Raw genomic sequence first — 15,623 nt, 5'->3', positions numbered from 1 at the left:
ATCGTGCCGCGCGTCGCCCGTCCTGCGCCCGCGCTCGCGGCGGTCGGCGAAGCGCCGCTGACCACGCTGCCCGGCTGTGGGCCGAAGGTCGCCGAGAAATTGGCCGCACGCGGTCTGCTGACGCTGCAGGACCTGTGGCTGCAGCTGCCGCGCCAGTACGAAGATCGCACGCGCGTCACGCCGATCCGGCTGCTGCAGCCCGGCGTCGCCGCGCAGGTCGAGGGCCGGGTCGAAGCCGTCGAGCGCGGTTTCCGCTGGCGCCCGCTGCTGCGCGTGGCGGTGGGCGACGAGTCGCACGCGACGCTGGTGCTGCGCTTCTTCCACTTCCGCGCCGCCCAGGTGTCGCAGTTCGTGCCCGGCACGCGACTACGGTGCTACGGCACGCCGCGACCCGGCCAGCACGGGCTGGAGATCGTGCACCCGAGCTACCGGGTGCTCGACGATGCCGACGATGCTGAGCTCGGCAGCAGCCTCGACCCGGTCTACCCGGCCATCGAGGGGCTCGGGCCGGCGTCGCTGCGCCGGCTAATCGGCCTGGCGCTCGACCGTCTGCCCGCCGCCGAATCGCTCGAACTGCTGCCGGCCGACCTGCGCGCGGCGCTGAACCTGCCGTCGCTGCGCGACGCCTTGCTGACCGTGCACCGTCCGCCGGCCGACGCCGACGTCGCCGCGCTGCTCGCCGGCCGCCATCCGGCCCAGCGCCGGCTCGCGCTCGAGGAGCTGCTGGCGCACCACCTCAGCCTGCGCCGCCAGCGCCTGGCGCAGCAGGCCCACGCCGCACCGCCGCTGCGAGGACTGGCGCTCGCGCGGCAACTGCGCGACCGCCTGCCGTTCGCGCTGACCGGCGCGCAGCAGCGCGTGTTCGCCGAAATCCTCGCCGACCTGGCCAAGCCGTCGCCGATGCTGCGGCTGGTGCAGGGCGACGTCGGCAGCGGCAAGACCGTGGTGGCCGCGCTCGCGGCGATGCTGGCGGTCGAGTCGGGCAAGCAGGCGGCGCTGATGGCGCCGACCGAGCTGCTCGCCGAACAGCACCTCAACAACCTGCGCGGCTGGCTCGAGCCGCTCGGCGTTCGCGTGGCGTGGCTGGCAGGCAAGGTCACCGGCAAGGCGCGCCGTGACGTGCTCGCCGCGGTGGCGTCGGGCGACGCGCAGGTGGTCGTCGGCACCCATGCGCTGATGCAGGAGGGCGTCGCGTTCCGAGACCTCGCGCTGGCGATCGTCGACGAGCAGCACCGCTTCGGCGTGCACCAGCGCCTCGCCCTGCGCGACAAGGGCGCGGCCGCGTCGCCCGACGCGCCCGGCTCGGTTCCGCACCAGCTGGTGATGACCGCGACCCCGATCCCGCGCACGCTGGCAATGGCCGCGTACGCCGATCTCGACGTCTCGGCCATCGATGAGCTGCCGCCGGGCCGCACGCCGGTGCAGACCGTCGCGCTCAGCGGCGAACGCCGTCCCGAACTGGTCGAACGCATCCGCACCGCGTGCGCCGAGGGGCGTCAGGCCTACTGGGTCTGCACGCTGATCGACGACAGCGACGAGGTCGTCGCGCAGGCGGCGCAGGGCACGTTCGAGCAGCTCTCTGCGCAGCTGCCGTCGGTGCGCGTCGGGCTGGTCCACGGGCGCATGAAGCCGGCCGAGAAGCAGGCGACGATGCGCGCGTTCAAGGACGGCGCGATCGACCTGCTGGTCGCGACCACGGTGATCGAGGTCGGCGTCGACGTGCCGAACGCCTCGCTGATGGTGGTCGAGAATGCCGAACGCCTCGGCCTCGCCCAGCTGCACCAGCTGCGCGGGCGGGTGGGGCGGGGCAGTGCGGCGTCGAGCTGCGTGCTGCTGTACCAGCCGCCGCTGTCGGCGATGGCGCGCGAGCGGCTGGCGACCATGCGCGAGACCAACGACGGCTTCGTGATCGCCGAGAAGGACCTGGAGCTGCGCGGCCCCGGCGAACTGCTCGGCACGCGCCAGACCGGCCTGGCCGGGTTCCGCGTCGCCGACCTGGCCCGCGACGCCGACCTGCTGCCGCAGGTGCACGAGCTCGGCGAACGCCTGCTGGTCGACGCGCCGGACGTGGCGGCCCGCATCGTCGCGCGCTGGGTCGGCGGGGCGGTGCGCTACGCTGGCGCGTGACGACGAGGGCGCGCGATGAGGCGAGTGCTGCTGCTGTTGCTGCTGGGGTTCGCCGCATGGCGGGGGTATGCGCACCTCACGGGCGCTGCGCCTGCGGACGCCGTCGAAGCGGCAGGCCCGCAGTGGCCCAGCGGGGCGGCGACCGTGGCGGGACGGCAGGGCCTGCGGCCCGCGGGCGCATCCTTCCGTTGCGACGGCCGCACGCATTGTTCGCAGATGCGTTCGCGGGCCGAGGCCGAATACTTCGTTCGCCACTGTCCGGACACGAAGATGGATGGCGATGGTGACGGCGAACCCTGCGAGAACGACAGCCGGTGGTGACGCGACTCCCGCGCGCCCGGCGCACACCAAGGATGCCCCGATGACCGACAAGATCCCGCTGCTGATCGACACCGACCCCGGCGTTGACGACGCGCTCGCGCTGCTGATGGCGTTCAACGACACCCGGCACGAGGTGGTCGGGTTGACGATCGCCGCGGGCAACGTCGGCCTCCAGCACACCGTCGCCAATGCGCTGAAGCTGTGCGAGGTGGTCGGCGCCCAGGTGCCGGTGTTCGCCGGCTGCGTCGCGCCGCTGCTGCACCCGGCGCGCGACGCGGCGTACGTGCACGGACGCGACGGCTTCGGCGACGTCGGTTACACCCCCGCGACCCGCTCGGTCGAGGCCGAGCATGCGGCGCTGGCCATCCTGCGCCTGTCGCACGCGCACGCCGGTCGACTGCTGCTGGTCGCGCTGGGGCCGCTGACGAACCTGGCGCTGGCGCTGAAGCTGGACCCGAGCCTGCCGTCGCGGGTCGCGCGCCTGGTCGTGATGGGCGGCGCCGTCAGCGCGCACGGCAACATCAGCGCCGCGGCGGAGTTCAACGTGGCCTTCGACCCCGAGGCCGCGCACCTCGTGTTCGAAGCGTTCCCGGCGTTCGATCTGGCCGACTGGGAGGCCACCATCGCCCACGGCCTGCACCACCCGTCGGTGGTCGAGTGGCTGGCCGCCGACAGCGAGCGGGCCCGGTTCTACGAAGCGATCTCGCGCAAGACCCGGGAGTGGTCCGCCGACCGCCGCGGGGACCACTGGCATTCGGCCGACGGGCTGGCCATGGCGTACGCGCTGCATCCGGACGGGGCCGCGGAGACCGCCGAGCGCCCGGTCGCGGTCGAGCTGGCCGGCCGGCTTGCGCGCGGGGCGACCATCGTCGACTGGAACCGGCAAGAGGGGCGGCCGGACAACGCCCGGATCCTGCTGCGCTACGACCAGGGCCGCTTCGAAACGCTGGTCCGCGAGGCACTGGCGCGTCGCTGACCGCGGACCGGCGGCAGGCTTGCGCCCCGGCAGGGACGGCCGGTATACTGCCCCGCTTTCCGCATGCATCTGTGAGTGCCATGAAGACCGGCATCCATCCCGAGTACCGTGACGTCGTCTTCCAGGACGTGACCACCGATTTCTCGTTCCTGACCCGTTCGACCCTTGGCAGCAAGGAGTCGATCAAGTGGGAAGACGGCAACGAGTACCCGCTGATCAAGGTCGATATCTCGTCCGCTTCGCACCCGTTCTACACGGGCAAGCACAAGATCATGGACACCAGCGGCCGCGTGGACAAGTTCCGCAAGCGCTACGCGAAGTAAGCGTCACCGCGTTCGATCGACCGACGGCTGCCGAGAGGCGGCCGTCGTCGTTTCCGGGCCCGTCCAGTCGCCTGCCGTCCGCGCCGGTCCGTTCCACCCAGAGACCAAAGTCCGGGGGTCGGGCCCGGGCCGGTATGCGATAATTCGCGGCTGTCGCGGCCCGTCCGCGCGTCCTTTCCCTTCCTCCTGTCGAGCCGCGGCCCGGCAGGCAGACATGAGGAGTGCTTCGTGTCCGATTCCACGTCCGGCCTGACCCAGGTCACCCTCGCCGCTGGCGACAAGAACGTCGTCCTGCCCGTGCAGCACCCGACCCTGGGCGCGCCCTGCATCGACATCGCCAAGCTGCCGAAGGAAACCGGCTGCTTCACGTACGACCCGGGCTTCACTGCGACCGCAAGCTGCAAGTCGGCGATCACGTACATCGACGGCGACGCCGGCGTGCTGCTGTACCGCGGCTACCCGATCGAGCAGCTGGCCGAACAGTCGAGCTTCCTCGAGGTCGCGTACCTGCTGATGAATGGCGAGCTGCCCAACGCGGCCCAGTTCGGTGCGTTCGAGCACGAGGTCACGCATCACACGATGATGCACGAGGCCTTCCGCACGTTCCTGTATGGCTTCCGCCACGACGCGCACCCGATGGCGATGCTGGTCGGCATGCTGGGCTCGATGGCGAGCTTCTACCACAACGACCTCGACCTCGAGGATCCGGAGCAGCGCCGCCTCGCCGCGATCCGCCTGATCGCGAAGGTCCCGACGATTGCCGCGGCGTGCCACCGGTATTCCATCGGCTGGCCGATCCGCTATCCGCGCAACAACCTTGAGTACACCACGCGCTTCCTGCACATGATGAAGGAAGTGCCGAGCGAGCCGCTGGAGCTCAATCCGGTCGCCGCCAAGGCGATGGACCTGCTTTTCATCCTGCACGCCGACCACGAGCAGAACGCGTCGACGTCGACCGTGCGCCTGGTCGGTTCGACCGGTGCCAATCCGTACGTCAGCGTCGCCGCCGGCGTCGCGGCGCTGTGGGGCCCGGCGCACGGCGGCGCCAACGAGGCGGTGCTCAAGATGCTCGAGGAGATCGGGCGTCCGGAGAACGTGAAGTCCGCGGTCGACAAGGCCAAGGACAAGGAGTCGGGCTTCCGCCTGATGGGCTTCGGCCACCGCGTCTACAAGAACTACGACCCGCGCGCGGCGCTGGTGCGGAAGATGACGCACGAAGTGCTCGGCGCGCTGAACATCAACGACCCGCTGCTCGAGGTCGCGATGAAGCTGGAGGAGGCCGCGTTGAAGGACGAGTACTTCGTCCAGCGCAAGCTCTACCCGAACGTCGATTTCTACTCGGGCATCATCTACAAGGCGCTCGGCATCCCGGTGGAGATGTTCACGGTGATGTTCGCGATCGCCCGCACGGCCGGCTGGGTCAGCCACTGGCTCGAGCAACAGGACGACCCGGAGAACAAGATCGGCCGTCCGCGGCAGATCTACACCGGCGCGGCCAACCGCGACTACGTGCCGCTCGCCCAGCGCTGAGCCCCCGTGGTCGGCGCTCGGGCCGATGTTCCGACGAAGCCGCGGCCCCGCCGCGGCTTCGTCGTTTTCAAGTGGACGGTGTATGCGCTGCTCGCGCTCAACATCGTGCTCTATGGCGCGCATGGCACCGCGAACGAGCAGCTCGATACCGCCGCGTGGGTGGTGCTCCTGCTTCTGTTCGAATGGGAGACCGGCGGCTGGGCGCTGGCGCCGCGCTGGCGTCCGCTCGTGCACGGGCTGCGAGCCGCGGCGAGCGTGGCCGTGGTCTGGGCGTGCATCGCGTATGCGCGCGACGGGGCATGGCTCGACTTCGCCAATGCGCTGGCATGGTTGGGCGTCGTCGTCGCACTCGAACTCGAAGTCCGCGTGCCCGCCTCGCGTCGGCCACTGCATCGCGGGCGGCTGGTCGTGCTTGGGGTGCTCTACGCGACGCTGTTCGCGCTGATGCTGGGCTGGCTGGCGATGGGCCTGCGCGACGTCGACGACGCCGGCGCCTGGCTCGACGCGTGGGACGCGCTGCTGTGGCTGGTCGCGTTCGTCGCGATCGAGCTCAACGTGTTCGGCGGATCCTCGCGCCCGGCCGGCGCGGACTAGCCGGCGTCGCGCTCGTAGCGTTCGATCTCGTCGCTCGCCAGCAGGGCCCGCAGCTGCGCGGCCGATGCGCGCCGCATCGGCTTCTCGTCGACGCTCGACAGCGGCGCCTGCCGCAGCACGTCGTGCGGCAGCACCGTAAGGTCGAAGCTCAGGTCCTCGGCGCTGAACACCCACACCGGGGCATCGATCGTCCGTTCGCGGTCCAGCCGCAGGCGCCGCGTGCGCGGTTCGGCGGGGATGCCGTGCTGGTCCAGGAACCGCGACGGCGCGTCGGCGTCGTCGCTGTAGAGGTGCAGCGCCACCGGGCTGTGGGCGTCGGCGGTGCCGTCGAGCACCGCGCCGACGAGGCGGGCGTCGAAGCCGGCGAAGAACTCGAGCGCGCGCATCGCCGCCTCGCGCCGCAGCCGCAGTGCGCCGGCGTTGTCGCGCTGGAACAGGCGCTGGTACTCACGCAGCGCGTCCTCGATCTCGCGGTTACGCGGCAGCGAGGCGTCGTCGAGGATGCCGAGCCGCTCGGCGGCTTTCAGCTTGGCCTGGTGGAAGTCGCGCATGCCGCCTTCGGCCATGAGCCGTGCCGCCTCGTGGGCGACGCGATGCCGACGTTCGCGGGTACGCGTCTCGGCGTGCAGCTGGGCGTGCTGTCGGGCGTGGCGGTGCATGGCGACCTCCGCGGCTGGCACGTCCGCAGCGGATGGCTCCGCCGCGGCCGGCCCGATGCCGGCGCCAAAACCCTATCACGGGCGCGACGGCGCGCAATGACGCGCCGTTGATCGGCGCGCAGCGCTGCTCAGAAGATGTCGAACGACTCTTCCGACGGAGCGGAGTCCCGGTCGCCGTAGTCGACGTAGCTTTCCATCCGCTCCAGGTCCTCGGCCTTGACCCACTCGAGCACGCCGCCGGCGCCCTCGGGCAGCAGCGCGCCGTTGGCCGCGACCGAGACCTTGACCATCCCGTCGGGCGGGTCGTTGGCGGCGATCGGCTGGTCCTTGAGCGCAACGCGCATGTACTCGATCCAGATCGGCAGCGCGGCCTTGCCGCCGTACTCGCGGTAGCCGAGCGACTGGAAGTTGTCGCGCCCCACCCACACCGTGGTGACCAGTGGACCACCGAAGCCCGAGAACCACGCATCGCGGTGGTCGTTGGTCGAGCCGGTCTTGCCGGCGATGTCCTCGCGCTCGAGCACCTTGGCCGCGGTGCCGGTGCCGCGCAGCACCACGTCGCGCAGCATCGACACCATCTGGTAGGCGATGCGGCCGTCCATCGCGCGCGGCGCGACCCGCGTGCCTTCCGGCAGGGCGGCGGGCGCGGCCTTGGGCTTCGCGACGTCGGCCTTCGGGTCCGACTGGGCCACCGTCGTCGGCGACGTCCCGGAGGCGGGCCCGAGGTCGAAGCCGTCGACGACCGCGCCGGTCGTCGCGGCGCGACCGGCCGTTCCCGGCACGCCGCAGCCCGGGCACGCGGTCGCAGGCTTCTCCTTGAACACCACCGCGCCGTCGCGGTCGCGGACTTCGTCGATGAACCACGGCGTCACCAGGAAGCCGCCGTTCGCGAACGCCGCGTAGCCGCGGGCGACCGACAGCGGCGTCAGCGACGCGGTGCCGAGCGACATCGACAGGTTCGGCGGCAGCTGGTCGAGCTCGAAGCCGAAGTGGCTGATGTACTTGCGTGCGTAGTCGACGCCGATCGCATCGAGCAGGCGCACCGACACGAGGTTGCGCGACTGCACCATCGCCTCGCGGATCCGCATCGGGCCGGCGAAGTTACCGGTGTCGTTCTGCGGCCGCCACAGGTGGCCGCGGCGGTCCTTGAACACCACCGGCGCGTCGAGGACGATCGAGGCCGGATTGAACCCGCGCTCGAACGCCGCCGAGTACACGAACGGCTTGAAGCTCGAGCCCGGCTGGCGCCGCGCCTGGGTCGCGCGGTTGAACTTGTTGCCTGCGTAGCTGTAGCCGCCGGACAGCGCACGCAGCGCGCCCGTTGCGGTGTCCATCGACACCAGCGCGGCCTGCGCGCGCGGCAGCTGGTCGAGGTGGTGGACCACCTTTGCCGGAGCGACCGCCTTGTCGCCGGGCTTCGGCGCCGGCGGCTCGACGCGGCGCACGCGCACCACGTCGCCACGCTTGAGGCCGAGGCTGGCCGGCGCGCGCCCCGCCCAGCCGTCCTTCGGTCCGAGCGCGAGCTCGGTGCCGTCGGCCAGGACGACACGCGTGGCGCCGTCCGACGCGCCGAGCACGATCGCCGCCTGCAGGCCGGCCTGCGCCGGCACGTTGCGCAGGCGGGCGCGGGCGGTGGCGGCGTCCTCGTCGGCGCCCAGTTCGAAGCGCTGCTCGACTCCGTGCCAGCCGTGGCGCTTGTCGTAGGTGTGCAGCCCCTCGCGCAGCGATTGGTCGGCCGACGTCTGCAGCACCGGGTCGATCGTGGTGGTGACGTGATAGCCCTTGGTCAGGGCCTCGGTGCCGTAGCGGGCGACCATTTCCTGCCGGACCATCTCCGCCACGTACGGCGCGTAGACCTCGACCGGCCGCTCGTGCGGGGTGGCGTGCATCGGCGCGGCCTGGGCCTGCGCGGCCTCGGCCGGCGTGATGAACTTGAGCTCCTGCATGCGCTGCAGGATGTAGTCGCGGCGTTCCTTGGCGCGCTCCGGGTTGCTCAGCGGGTTGCCGCTGGACGGGAACTTCGGGATGCCGGCGAGCGAGGCCATCTCGTCCAGCGTCAGCTCCGACATCTTCTTGCCGTAATAGAACTCCGCCGCGGCGCCCACGCCGTAGGCGCGGTTGCCGAAGAAGCTCTTGTTCAAGTAGAGCTCGAAGATCTCGTCCTTGCTGAGCTCCTTCTCCATGCGGATCGCCAGCATCATCTCGGCCAGCTTGCGGGTGTAGCTGTACTCCGAGCTCAGGAAGAACTGTCGGGCCACCTGCTGGGTGATCGTCGAGCCGCCCGGCACGCGCCGATCGTCGGTGGTCGCCAGCAGCCACACCGCGCGCGCCACGCCTTTGTAGTCGACGCCGTGGTGCTGGTAGAAGCGCGCGTCCTCGATCGAGATGAACGCCTGCTTGAGCCGCTCGGGAACGTCTTCGATCGACACCGGGTACCGGCGGGTCTCGCCGAACAGCGCCATCAGGCGGCCGTCGCGGGCGTAGACGTACATCGGCTCCTGCATCTCGACGTTCCGCAGCTGCTCGACATCCGGCAGCTTGGGGGCGACGAGGTAGTAGACGACCCCGATGGCGATGGCGCCCAGAACAGCCAGGCCTGCGAATGCGATCAACGCCCAGCGCAGCAGGCGACGGAAACGGGACATCGAGCGGGATTCCGATTGCGGGTGTCGGGGGCGTGGAGTATAGAGGAGCCGGGGAATCGTCCTTGCGCACGCGTCCAATCGGCCTGAGTTCTCGGCCGGGGCCGTTTGGGTTCAGGGAAAGAAAGAATGCGGACCGGGTTGGCAATCCGTGAGGAAACTGTTGCCAGCCCGTCAAAAGTCCGTTATTTAAGGCGGGGCCACACAAAGTCCGCGTAAGCGCTTGTGGCAAGGGGAGAAAACCGTGGGAGTGATCACAAAAAGCCAGCCGGCCCTCGTCGGCGTGGACATCAGCTCGACTGCGGTCAAGCTGTTGCAGCTGTCGCGTGCGGGCAACCGCTATCGCGTCGAGCATTACGCGGTCGAACCGCTGCCGCCGAACGCGGTCGTCGAAAAGAACATCGTCGAAGTCGAAGCCGTCGGTGAAGCGATCAAGCGCGCCGTGGCGCGCTCGGGCACGCGGACGCGCTTCGCCGCCGCCGCCGTGGCCGGCTCCTCGGTGATCACCAAGGTGATCCCGATGCCGGCCGACCTCGACGAGGACGACCTGGAGTCGCAGGTCGAACTCGAAGCCGTCAACTATGTGCCGTACCCGATCGAGGAAGTGAACCTCGACTTCGAGGTGCTCGGCCCGATGCCGAACAATCCGGATACCGTCCAGGTCCTGCTGGCCGCCTCGCGCACCGAGAACGTCGAGGTCCGCGCCTCCGCGCTCGAGCTCGGCGGCCTGACCCCGCGAGTGATGGATGTCGAGGCCTTTGCGGTCGAGAACGCTTTCGCCCTGATCGCCGACCAGCTCGGTGGGCCCAAGGATGGGATCATCGCGCTGATCGACTCGGGCGCGACGATGACGACGCTCAACGTGCTGCGCAACGGGCGCAGCCTGTACAGCCGCGAGCAGGTGTTCGGCGGCAAGCAGCTGACCGACGAGGTCATGCGCCGCTACGGGCTCAGCTACGAAGAGGCGGGCCTGGCCAAGCGCCAGGGCGGGCTGCCGGACAGCTACGAGGCCGAGGTCCTGGATCCGTTCAAGGAGGCCATGGTCCAGCAGGTGAGCCGACTGCTGCAATTCTTCTACGCCGGCAGCGAGTTCAACCGCGTCGACCACATCGTGATCGCAGGCGGCAACGCCGCGATCCCGGGCATCGCCGCGATGGTCGAGGAACAGCTCGGTGTTCGCACCACGATCGCCAACCCGCTGGCGCAGATGACGCTCGGCCCGCGCGTGCAAGCCCACGCACTGGCACAGGACGCGCCCGCACTGATGATTGCCTGCGGCCTCGCCCTGAGGAGCTTCGACTGATGGCACGGATCAACCTCCTTCCGTGGCGCGCGGAGCGCCGCAAACAGCGGCAGAAGGAATTCGGCATCATGCTCGCCCTGTCGGCGCTGGGCGCGGTGCTGCTGTCGTTCATCATCATCAGCTACTACAGCGGGCAGATCAGCGGCCAGAACGAGCGCAACGCCTTCCTGCGCGAGCAGATCACCGAGGTCGACAAGAAGATCACGGAGATCGAGGAGCTCGACAAGAAGAAGGCCAAGCTGCTGGCGCGCAAGGAAGTCATCGAGCAGCTGCAGTCGAACCGCTCGCAGATGGTCCACCTGTTCGATTCGCTGGTGCGCACCATCCCTGACGGCGCCGTGCTGACCTCGATCAAGCAGGACGAGTCGCAGCTGACGCTCGAGGGCAAGGCGCAGTCGAACGCGCGCGTGAGTACCTACATGCGCAACCTCGAAGGCTCGGGCTGGATGACCAAGCCCGACCTGTCGATCATCGAGGCCAAGGGCGACGACAAGGGGCTGCCGTACCAGTTCATCCTGACGGTCACCCTGGCCAATCCGAACGCGCCGAAGGACGAGGACGGCGACGGCGTGCCCGACGCGCCCGCCGCGCCGGTGGTCCCGGCGCCGGCGCCGGAAGGCACCACGGCCCCGGCTGCGCCCGCGAGCCCGGCGGCCACGCCTGCGGCTCCGGCCAGCCCGGCCGCCACCCCGGCACAACCAGGAGCCGCGTCGTGAGCCAGAAGAAGCTTTCGCTCAAGGAACTCGACTTCAACAACATGGGTGCCTGGCCGCAGCAGGCCAAGATCGGTTTCTGCGTGATCATCGGCCTGGTGATCGTCGGACTGGCCTGGTACCTGTTCGTGCAGGACAAGCGCGTCGAACTGGAGAGCCTCGAGCGCCAGGAAGCCGACCTGCGCAATGAGTTCGAAACCAAGCAGGGCCGCGCCGCCAACCTCGATCCGCTGAAGCAGCAGCTGGCCCAGATGGAGCAGCAGCTGCAGCAGATGATGCGCCAGCTGCCTAGCAAGACCGAGATGCCCGACCTCATCGTCGACATCTCGCAGACCGCGCTCGCCACCGGCATCACCAACGAGCTGTTCCAGCCCGGCCCCGAGATCCCCAAGGATTTCTACGCCGAGAAGCCGATCGCGCTGCGCATGGTGGGCACGTACCACCAGTTTGGCGGCTTCGTCAGCGGCGTCGCGTCGCTGCCGCGCGTGGTCATCATGACGATGCACGACATTTCGCTGAAGCCGAAGGCGGGCAACAAGGACGGCACGATCACGCCGAACAGTCCGCTTGAGCTGGCCGGCACCGTCAAGACCTACCGTTACCTCGACGAAGAGGAAATGGCGGAGCAGGAAAAGGCCGCACAGCCGGCTACGCCGGGTGCGACGCCGGCCGCAGCGCCGGCCACGGCCCAGGGGGGAGCCTGACATGCATCGTTTCCAGCCTCGCCTGACACCGGCGATCCGCACCGGTGTGGCACTCGCGGCGCTCCTTGCGCTCGCCGGCTGCACCCGCGGCATCACCAGCCAGCCCGGTGATGCGCCGAACCTCGAGACGTGGGTCGCCGAGGTCAAGGCCCGCCCCGCACCGCCGCTCGATCCGCTGCCGGTGATGCAGCAGTTCGAGACGTTCGAGTACGCGGCGCAATCGCTGCGCGACCCGTTCAGCAATGCGTTCACCGACGACGGTGGCGGCAGCGGTCCGCGGCCGGATCCGTCGCGTCGCAAGCAGACACTGGAACAGTTCCCGCTCGACAGCCTCGACATGGTCGGCACGCTGGGGCGGGGTGCAGCAACGGTCGCGCTGGTGATGGCGCCCGACAAGGTTACGTACCGTGTGCGCCCTGGCGCGTACATGGGACAGAGCGATGGTCGCGTCACCGGGGTGTTCGAAGATCGGATCGAACTGGTGGAGCTCGTGCCGGACGGCGCAGGCGGATGGCTGGAGCGACCGGCCACGGTCGCGCTTGAAGATCAATGATTGGGGGAATGTCACGATGACCGTTTTCAACGCCAAAGTTCCGCAGCCGGCCCGACGCCCCTTGCCCGTGCGCCTGGGCGCGCTCGGGCTTGCGATCGGTCTCGCCGCCGGCTTCTCCGCCGTGCAGGCGGCTCCCCAGTCGGCGACGGGTGGGGCCAATGCCGCCGCGCCCGCGTCGAGCCTCGACCCCGCCAAGCAGCTGCCCGGCGCGATCGCGGTCTCGGACATCGACTTCAAGCGCGGCGATGGCGGCGCGGGCAAGCTGATCCTGCGCTTCAACGGCGACGGAGCGGCCCCCGACCTGCGCGCGACCGGCTCGACGGTCACGATCAACGTCGGTAACGCGCAGCTGCCTGCCAGCCTGCAGAAGCCGCTGAACGTGTCGGACTTCGCCACGCCGGTGCAGCGCATCCAGGCCCGGCCGGCCGGGGCCGGTACGCAGCTGGTGCTCGAAACCGCGGGCGTGTACGAGTCCATGGCGTACCAGAGCGGCCGCGAGTACATCGTCGAGATCATGCCGCGCGCGGCCAGCGCCAAGCGTGCGGTCGGTGCGACCGCTGCGGCCGTGGGCCAGGTCGCCACCGGCACCGGCGCGCGCTACGGCGGTCGCCCGGTGACGTTCAACTTCCAGGACGTGCCCGTGCGCACGGTGCTGCAGCTGATCGCCGAGGAATCGAACCTCAACATCGTCGCTGCCGACACGGTGCAGGGCAACGTCACGCTGCGGCTGGTGAACGTGCCGTGGGACCAGGCGCTGGACATCGTCCTGCAGGCCAAGGGCCTGGACAAGCGCCGCAGCGGCAATGTCGTGTGGGTCGCCCCGCAGTCCGAAATCGCCAAGTACGAGCAGGACCGCGAAGACGCCCGCATCGCGCTCGACAACCGCGTCGACCTCGTGACCGAGTACGTGCAGATCAACTACCACAACGCCGCGCAGATCTTCAAAGCGTTGACCGAGGCCAAGGGCATCGGTGGCGCGGGCGGCGGTGGCCAGGGCGGCCAGGGCGGCGGCAACAACAACGACAACGGCTTCCTGTCGCCGCGCGGCCGTCTGGTCGCCGACGAGCGCACCAACACGCTGATGATCAGCGACATCCCGAAGAAAGTCGCGCAGATGAAGGAACTCATCCGCGTGATCGACCGCCCGGTCGACCAGGTGCTGATCGAAGCCCGCGTCGTCATCGCAACCGAGACGTTCTCGCGCGAGCTCGGTGCGAAGTTCGGCATCAACGGCGCGACCGGCAAGCCGGGCGACCGCAGCTCGCTCGGCTTCGGTGGCGACACCGACGCGTCGTCGGCCAACGCCTTCGCCCGCCAGGAGGCCATCCTGACCGGCGAGCGCCAGGCGCTGACCCGCACGCTCGGCACCAACCTCCCGGTAGCGAATCCGGCCGGCGCGCTCGCGCTGTCGATCCTCAACGCCGGCTACCTGCTCGACATCGAGCTGTCGGCGATGCAGGAAGAGGGCCGGGGCGAGGTGATCTCCAACCCGCGCATCGTCACCAGCAACCAGCGCGAAGCGGTGATCAGCCAGGGCCAGGAGGTCGGCTACGTGACGATCTCGCCGCAGCAGGGCGGCAACTCGATTCCGATCCCGAACGTGCAGTTCAAGGACGTGCTGCTCGAGCTGAAGGTCACACCGACGATCACCAACGACGGCCGCGTGTTCCTGGCGATGAACGTCAAGAAGGACGAGGTCGAGGGCTTCATCGACACGTCGATCGGCCAGGTGCCCAGCATCAGCAAGCGCAACGTCAACACCGCGGTGCTGGTCGAGGACGGGCAGACCGTCGTGATCGGCGGCGTCTACGAGTTCCGCGACCGCAACGACGTGCAGAAGGTGCCTTTCCTCGGCGACATCCCGTTCCTCGGCAACCTGTTCAAGAAGAAAGGTCGCGCCAAGGACAAGGCCGAACTGCTGATCTTCGTGACGCCGAAGGTGCTGGCCGTCGCCCAGCGCAACTGATCGTCACCTGCGACACCGGAGTGCCGGAACGGGGCCCTGAGGGGCCCCGTTCCTTTTGAGGGGGTCGACCGGACGTTCGGTGGCGCCGCGCCGCGCACCAAACAGCCACCACGCCTGAACCGCTGCGCGGCTGCGTGAACCTTGCCCGCCGCGATCGGTCAGAATCGGACGACCCCGCCGACGAGACCGCGATGGACGCTCCGCCGATTCCTCGACCGTACGACGCGCCCTCGGCGCCCGATGCCGGTCGCCTGCACGACGCGTTCCGCGGGCTGCGCGAGGCGCTGGCCGGGCAGATCGTGGGGCAGGCGGCGCTGATCGAGCGGCTGCTGATCGCGCTGCTCGCCGACGGACACCTGCTGGTCGAAGGCGCCCCGGGCTTGGCGAAGACAAGCGCCATCCGCGCGCTGGCGGCGCGGCTGGAAGCGGACTTCGCGCGGGTCCAGTTCACGCCGGACCTGCTGCCGGCCGACCTGACCGGCACCGAGGTCTGGCGCCCTCAGGATGGCCGGTTCGAGTTCCAGCCGGGACCGATCTTCCATCCGATCCTGCTGGCCGACGAAATCAACCGCGCGCCGGCCAAGGTGCAGTCGGCGCTGCTGGAGGCCATGGGCGAGCGCCAGGTCACGGTCGGCCGCGCGACGTATGCGCTGCCGGCGCTGTTCCTGGTCATGGCGACGCAGAATCCGATCGAGCAGGAGGGCACGTTCCCGCTGCCGGAGGCGCAGCTCGACCGGTTCCTGATGCACGTCCGGATCGGCTACCCGCGCGCGGAGGCCGAGACCGAGATCCTCCGGCTTGCGCGCAATCGGGCGCGCGAGGGCGCGCTCGATGCGCCGGCGCCGGAGCGCGTGCCGCTCGCGGACGTGTTCGCCGCGCGCGCCGCGGTGCTGGCGATCCATCTGGCCCCAGCGGTCGAGCGCTACCTGATCGAGCTCGTCCTCGCGTCGCGTGACGCATCCCGCTACGACGCCGCGCTGGGCCGCCGCATCGCGTGGGGCGCGAGCCCGCGCGGGTCGATCGCGCTCGAGCGCTGTGCCCGCGCGCACGCGTGGCTGCTCGGGCGCGACTTCGTGACGCCGGAGGACGTACGCGCGGTCGCGCCGGACGTGCTCCGGCACCGCGTGCTGCCCAGCTACGAGGCCACGGCCGAGGGTTGGGACGGCGACCGCCTCGTCGCGGAACTGCTGCGGCTGGTGCCGTTGCCCTGAG

Annotated in this window: 14 protein-coding genes; 12 read left to right on the top strand and 2 right to left on the bottom strand. The window is 70.0% G+C overall.

Going from position 1 to position 15,623, the window contains the following annotated elements; all coding sequences use genetic code 11:
* Positions 1-3 precede the first annotated feature (3 nt).
* From recG to D3A60_RS12380, 6 genes are all read left to right on the top strand, one after another.
* On the top strand, positions 4-2,127 hold the full coding sequence (gene recG, locus D3A60_RS12405) for an ATP-dependent DNA helicase RecG (RefSeq protein ID WP_119718943.1): 2,124 nt from the start codon (positions 4-6) through the stop codon (positions 2,125-2,127).
* Positions 2,128-2,142: 15 nt separating this feature from the next.
* Positions 2,143-2,448 carry an excalibur calcium-binding domain-containing protein gene (locus D3A60_RS12400; RefSeq protein ID WP_119718942.1) on the top strand — a complete coding sequence of 102 codons (306 nt, stop codon included), beginning with the start codon at positions 2,143-2,145 and terminating at the stop codon, positions 2,446-2,448.
* 40 nt (positions 2,449-2,488) lie between these two features.
* A complete protein-coding gene (locus tag D3A60_RS12395; RefSeq protein ID WP_119718941.1) occupies positions 2,489-3,424 on the top strand; it encodes a nucleoside hydrolase in 936 nt (311 codons plus the stop codon).
* A gap of 80 nt (positions 3,425-3,504) precedes the next feature.
* Positions 3,505-3,747, top strand: coding sequence for a type B 50S ribosomal protein L31 (locus D3A60_RS12390; protein ID WP_119718940.1), 243 nt, complete (start codon positions 3,505-3,507; stop codon positions 3,745-3,747).
* Between the two features lie 228 nt (positions 3,748-3,975).
* Entirely contained in the window at positions 3,976-5,277 is a 1,302-nt protein-coding gene (locus tag D3A60_RS12385; protein ID WP_119718939.1) for a citrate synthase, read from the top strand.
* 78 nt (positions 5,278-5,355) lie between these two features.
* Positions 5,356-5,871 (top strand): hypothetical protein, encoded by a 516-nt coding sequence (locus D3A60_RS12380; protein WP_196778720.1) that lies wholly within the window; start codon positions 5,356-5,358, stop codon positions 5,869-5,871.
* Here the strand turns inward: D3A60_RS12380 and D3A60_RS12375 are convergent.
* Both D3A60_RS12375 and D3A60_RS12370 read right to left on the bottom strand, forming a co-directional pair.
* A complete protein-coding gene (locus D3A60_RS12375; RefSeq protein WP_119718938.1) occupies positions 5,868-6,530 on the bottom strand; it encodes a hypothetical protein in 663 nt (220 codons plus the stop codon). The genes D3A60_RS12380 and D3A60_RS12375 overlap by 4 nt on opposite strands.
* 128 nt (positions 6,531-6,658) lie before the next feature.
* The gene (locus tag D3A60_RS12370) at positions 6,659-9,175 is read right to left on the bottom strand and encodes a penicillin-binding protein 1A (protein WP_119718937.1); all 2,517 of its coding nucleotides are present in this window, start codon (positions 9,173-9,175) and stop codon (positions 6,659-6,661) included.
* Positions 9,176-9,416: 241 nt separating this feature from the next.
* Here D3A60_RS12370 and D3A60_RS12365 point away from each other — a divergent pair, with 241 nt between their 5' ends.
* The 6 genes from D3A60_RS12365 (at position 9,417) to D3A60_RS12340 (ending at position 15,622) form a co-directional block, all read left to right on the top strand.
* Positions 9,417-10,475: a pilus assembly protein PilM gene (locus tag D3A60_RS12365; protein ID WP_119718936.1), complete on the top strand. Its 1,059-nt coding sequence runs from the start codon at positions 9,417-9,419 to the stop codon at positions 10,473-10,475.
* Entirely contained in the window at positions 10,475-11,191 is a 717-nt protein-coding gene (locus D3A60_RS12360) for a PilN domain-containing protein (protein ID WP_119718935.1), read from the top strand. Before D3A60_RS12365 ends, D3A60_RS12360 begins: the two co-directional genes overlap by 1 nt.
* A 41-nt stretch (positions 11,192-11,232) precedes the next feature.
* Positions 11,233-11,892, top strand: coding sequence for a type IV pilus inner membrane component PilO (locus D3A60_RS12355; RefSeq protein WP_407062785.1), 660 nt, complete (start codon positions 11,233-11,235; stop codon positions 11,890-11,892).
* Position 11,893: 1 nt separating this feature from the next.
* Positions 11,894-12,445: a pilus assembly protein PilP gene (locus tag D3A60_RS12350; RefSeq protein ID WP_119718933.1), complete on the top strand. Its 552-nt coding sequence runs from the start codon at positions 11,894-11,896 to the stop codon at positions 12,443-12,445.
* Positions 12,446-12,461: 16 nt separating this feature from the next.
* Positions 12,462-14,411 (top strand): type IV pilus secretin PilQ, encoded by a 1,950-nt coding sequence (locus D3A60_RS12345; RefSeq protein ID WP_119718932.1) that lies wholly within the window; start codon positions 12,462-12,464, stop codon positions 14,409-14,411.
* 191 nt (positions 14,412-14,602) lie between these two features.
* Complete coding sequence (locus tag D3A60_RS12340; RefSeq protein WP_119718931.1) at positions 14,603-15,622, top strand: AAA family ATPase; 1,020 nt, start codon at positions 14,603-14,605, stop codon at positions 15,620-15,622.
* The last annotated feature ends 1 nt before the right edge of the window (position 15,623 follow it).

Source organism: Cognatilysobacter tabacisoli (assembly GCF_003586305.1).
Lineage (GTDB): Bacteria > Pseudomonadota > Gammaproteobacteria > Xanthomonadales > Xanthomonadaceae > Cognatilysobacter_A > Cognatilysobacter_A tabacisoli.
Note: the sequence above shows the minus strand (reverse complement) of the source record. Positions and strands in the feature narration are given on the sequence as shown.

Bases quoted from the DNA above. Each gene is read 5' to 3' on its own strand.
- D3A60_RS12395 (WP_119718941.1), top strand. From the start codon at position 2,489: ATGACCGACAAGATCCCGCTGCTGATCGACACCGACCCCGGCGTTGAC.
- D3A60_RS12350 (WP_119718933.1), top strand. From the start codon at position 11,894: ATGCATCGTTTCCAGCCTCGCCTGACACCGGCGATCCGCACCGGTGTG.
- D3A60_RS12340 (WP_119718931.1), top strand. From the start codon at position 14,603: ATGGACGCTCCGCCGATTCCTCGACCGTACGACGCGCCCTCGGCGCCC.
- D3A60_RS12375 (WP_119718938.1), bottom strand. From the start codon at position 6,530: ATGCACCGCCACGCCCGACAGCACGCCCAGCTGCACGCCGAGACGCGT.
- D3A60_RS12370 (WP_119718937.1), bottom strand. From the start codon at position 9,175: ATGTCCCGTTTCCGTCGCCTGCTGCGCTGGGCGTTGATCGCATTCGCA.
- D3A60_RS12355 (WP_407062785.1), top strand. From the start codon at position 11,233: ATGGGTGCCTGGCCGCAGCAGGCCAAGATCGGTTTCTGCGTGATCATC.
- D3A60_RS12345 (WP_119718932.1), top strand. From the start codon at position 12,462: ATGACCGTTTTCAACGCCAAAGTTCCGCAGCCGGCCCGACGCCCCTTG.
- D3A60_RS12360 (WP_119718935.1), top strand. From the start codon at position 10,475: ATGGCACGGATCAACCTCCTTCCGTGGCGCGCGGAGCGCCGCAAACAG.
- D3A60_RS12400 (WP_119718942.1), top strand. From the start codon at position 2,143: ATGAGGCGAGTGCTGCTGCTGTTGCTGCTGGGGTTCGCCGCATGGCGG.
- D3A60_RS12390 (WP_119718940.1), top strand. From the start codon at position 3,505: ATGAAGACCGGCATCCATCCCGAGTACCGTGACGTCGTCTTCCAGGAC.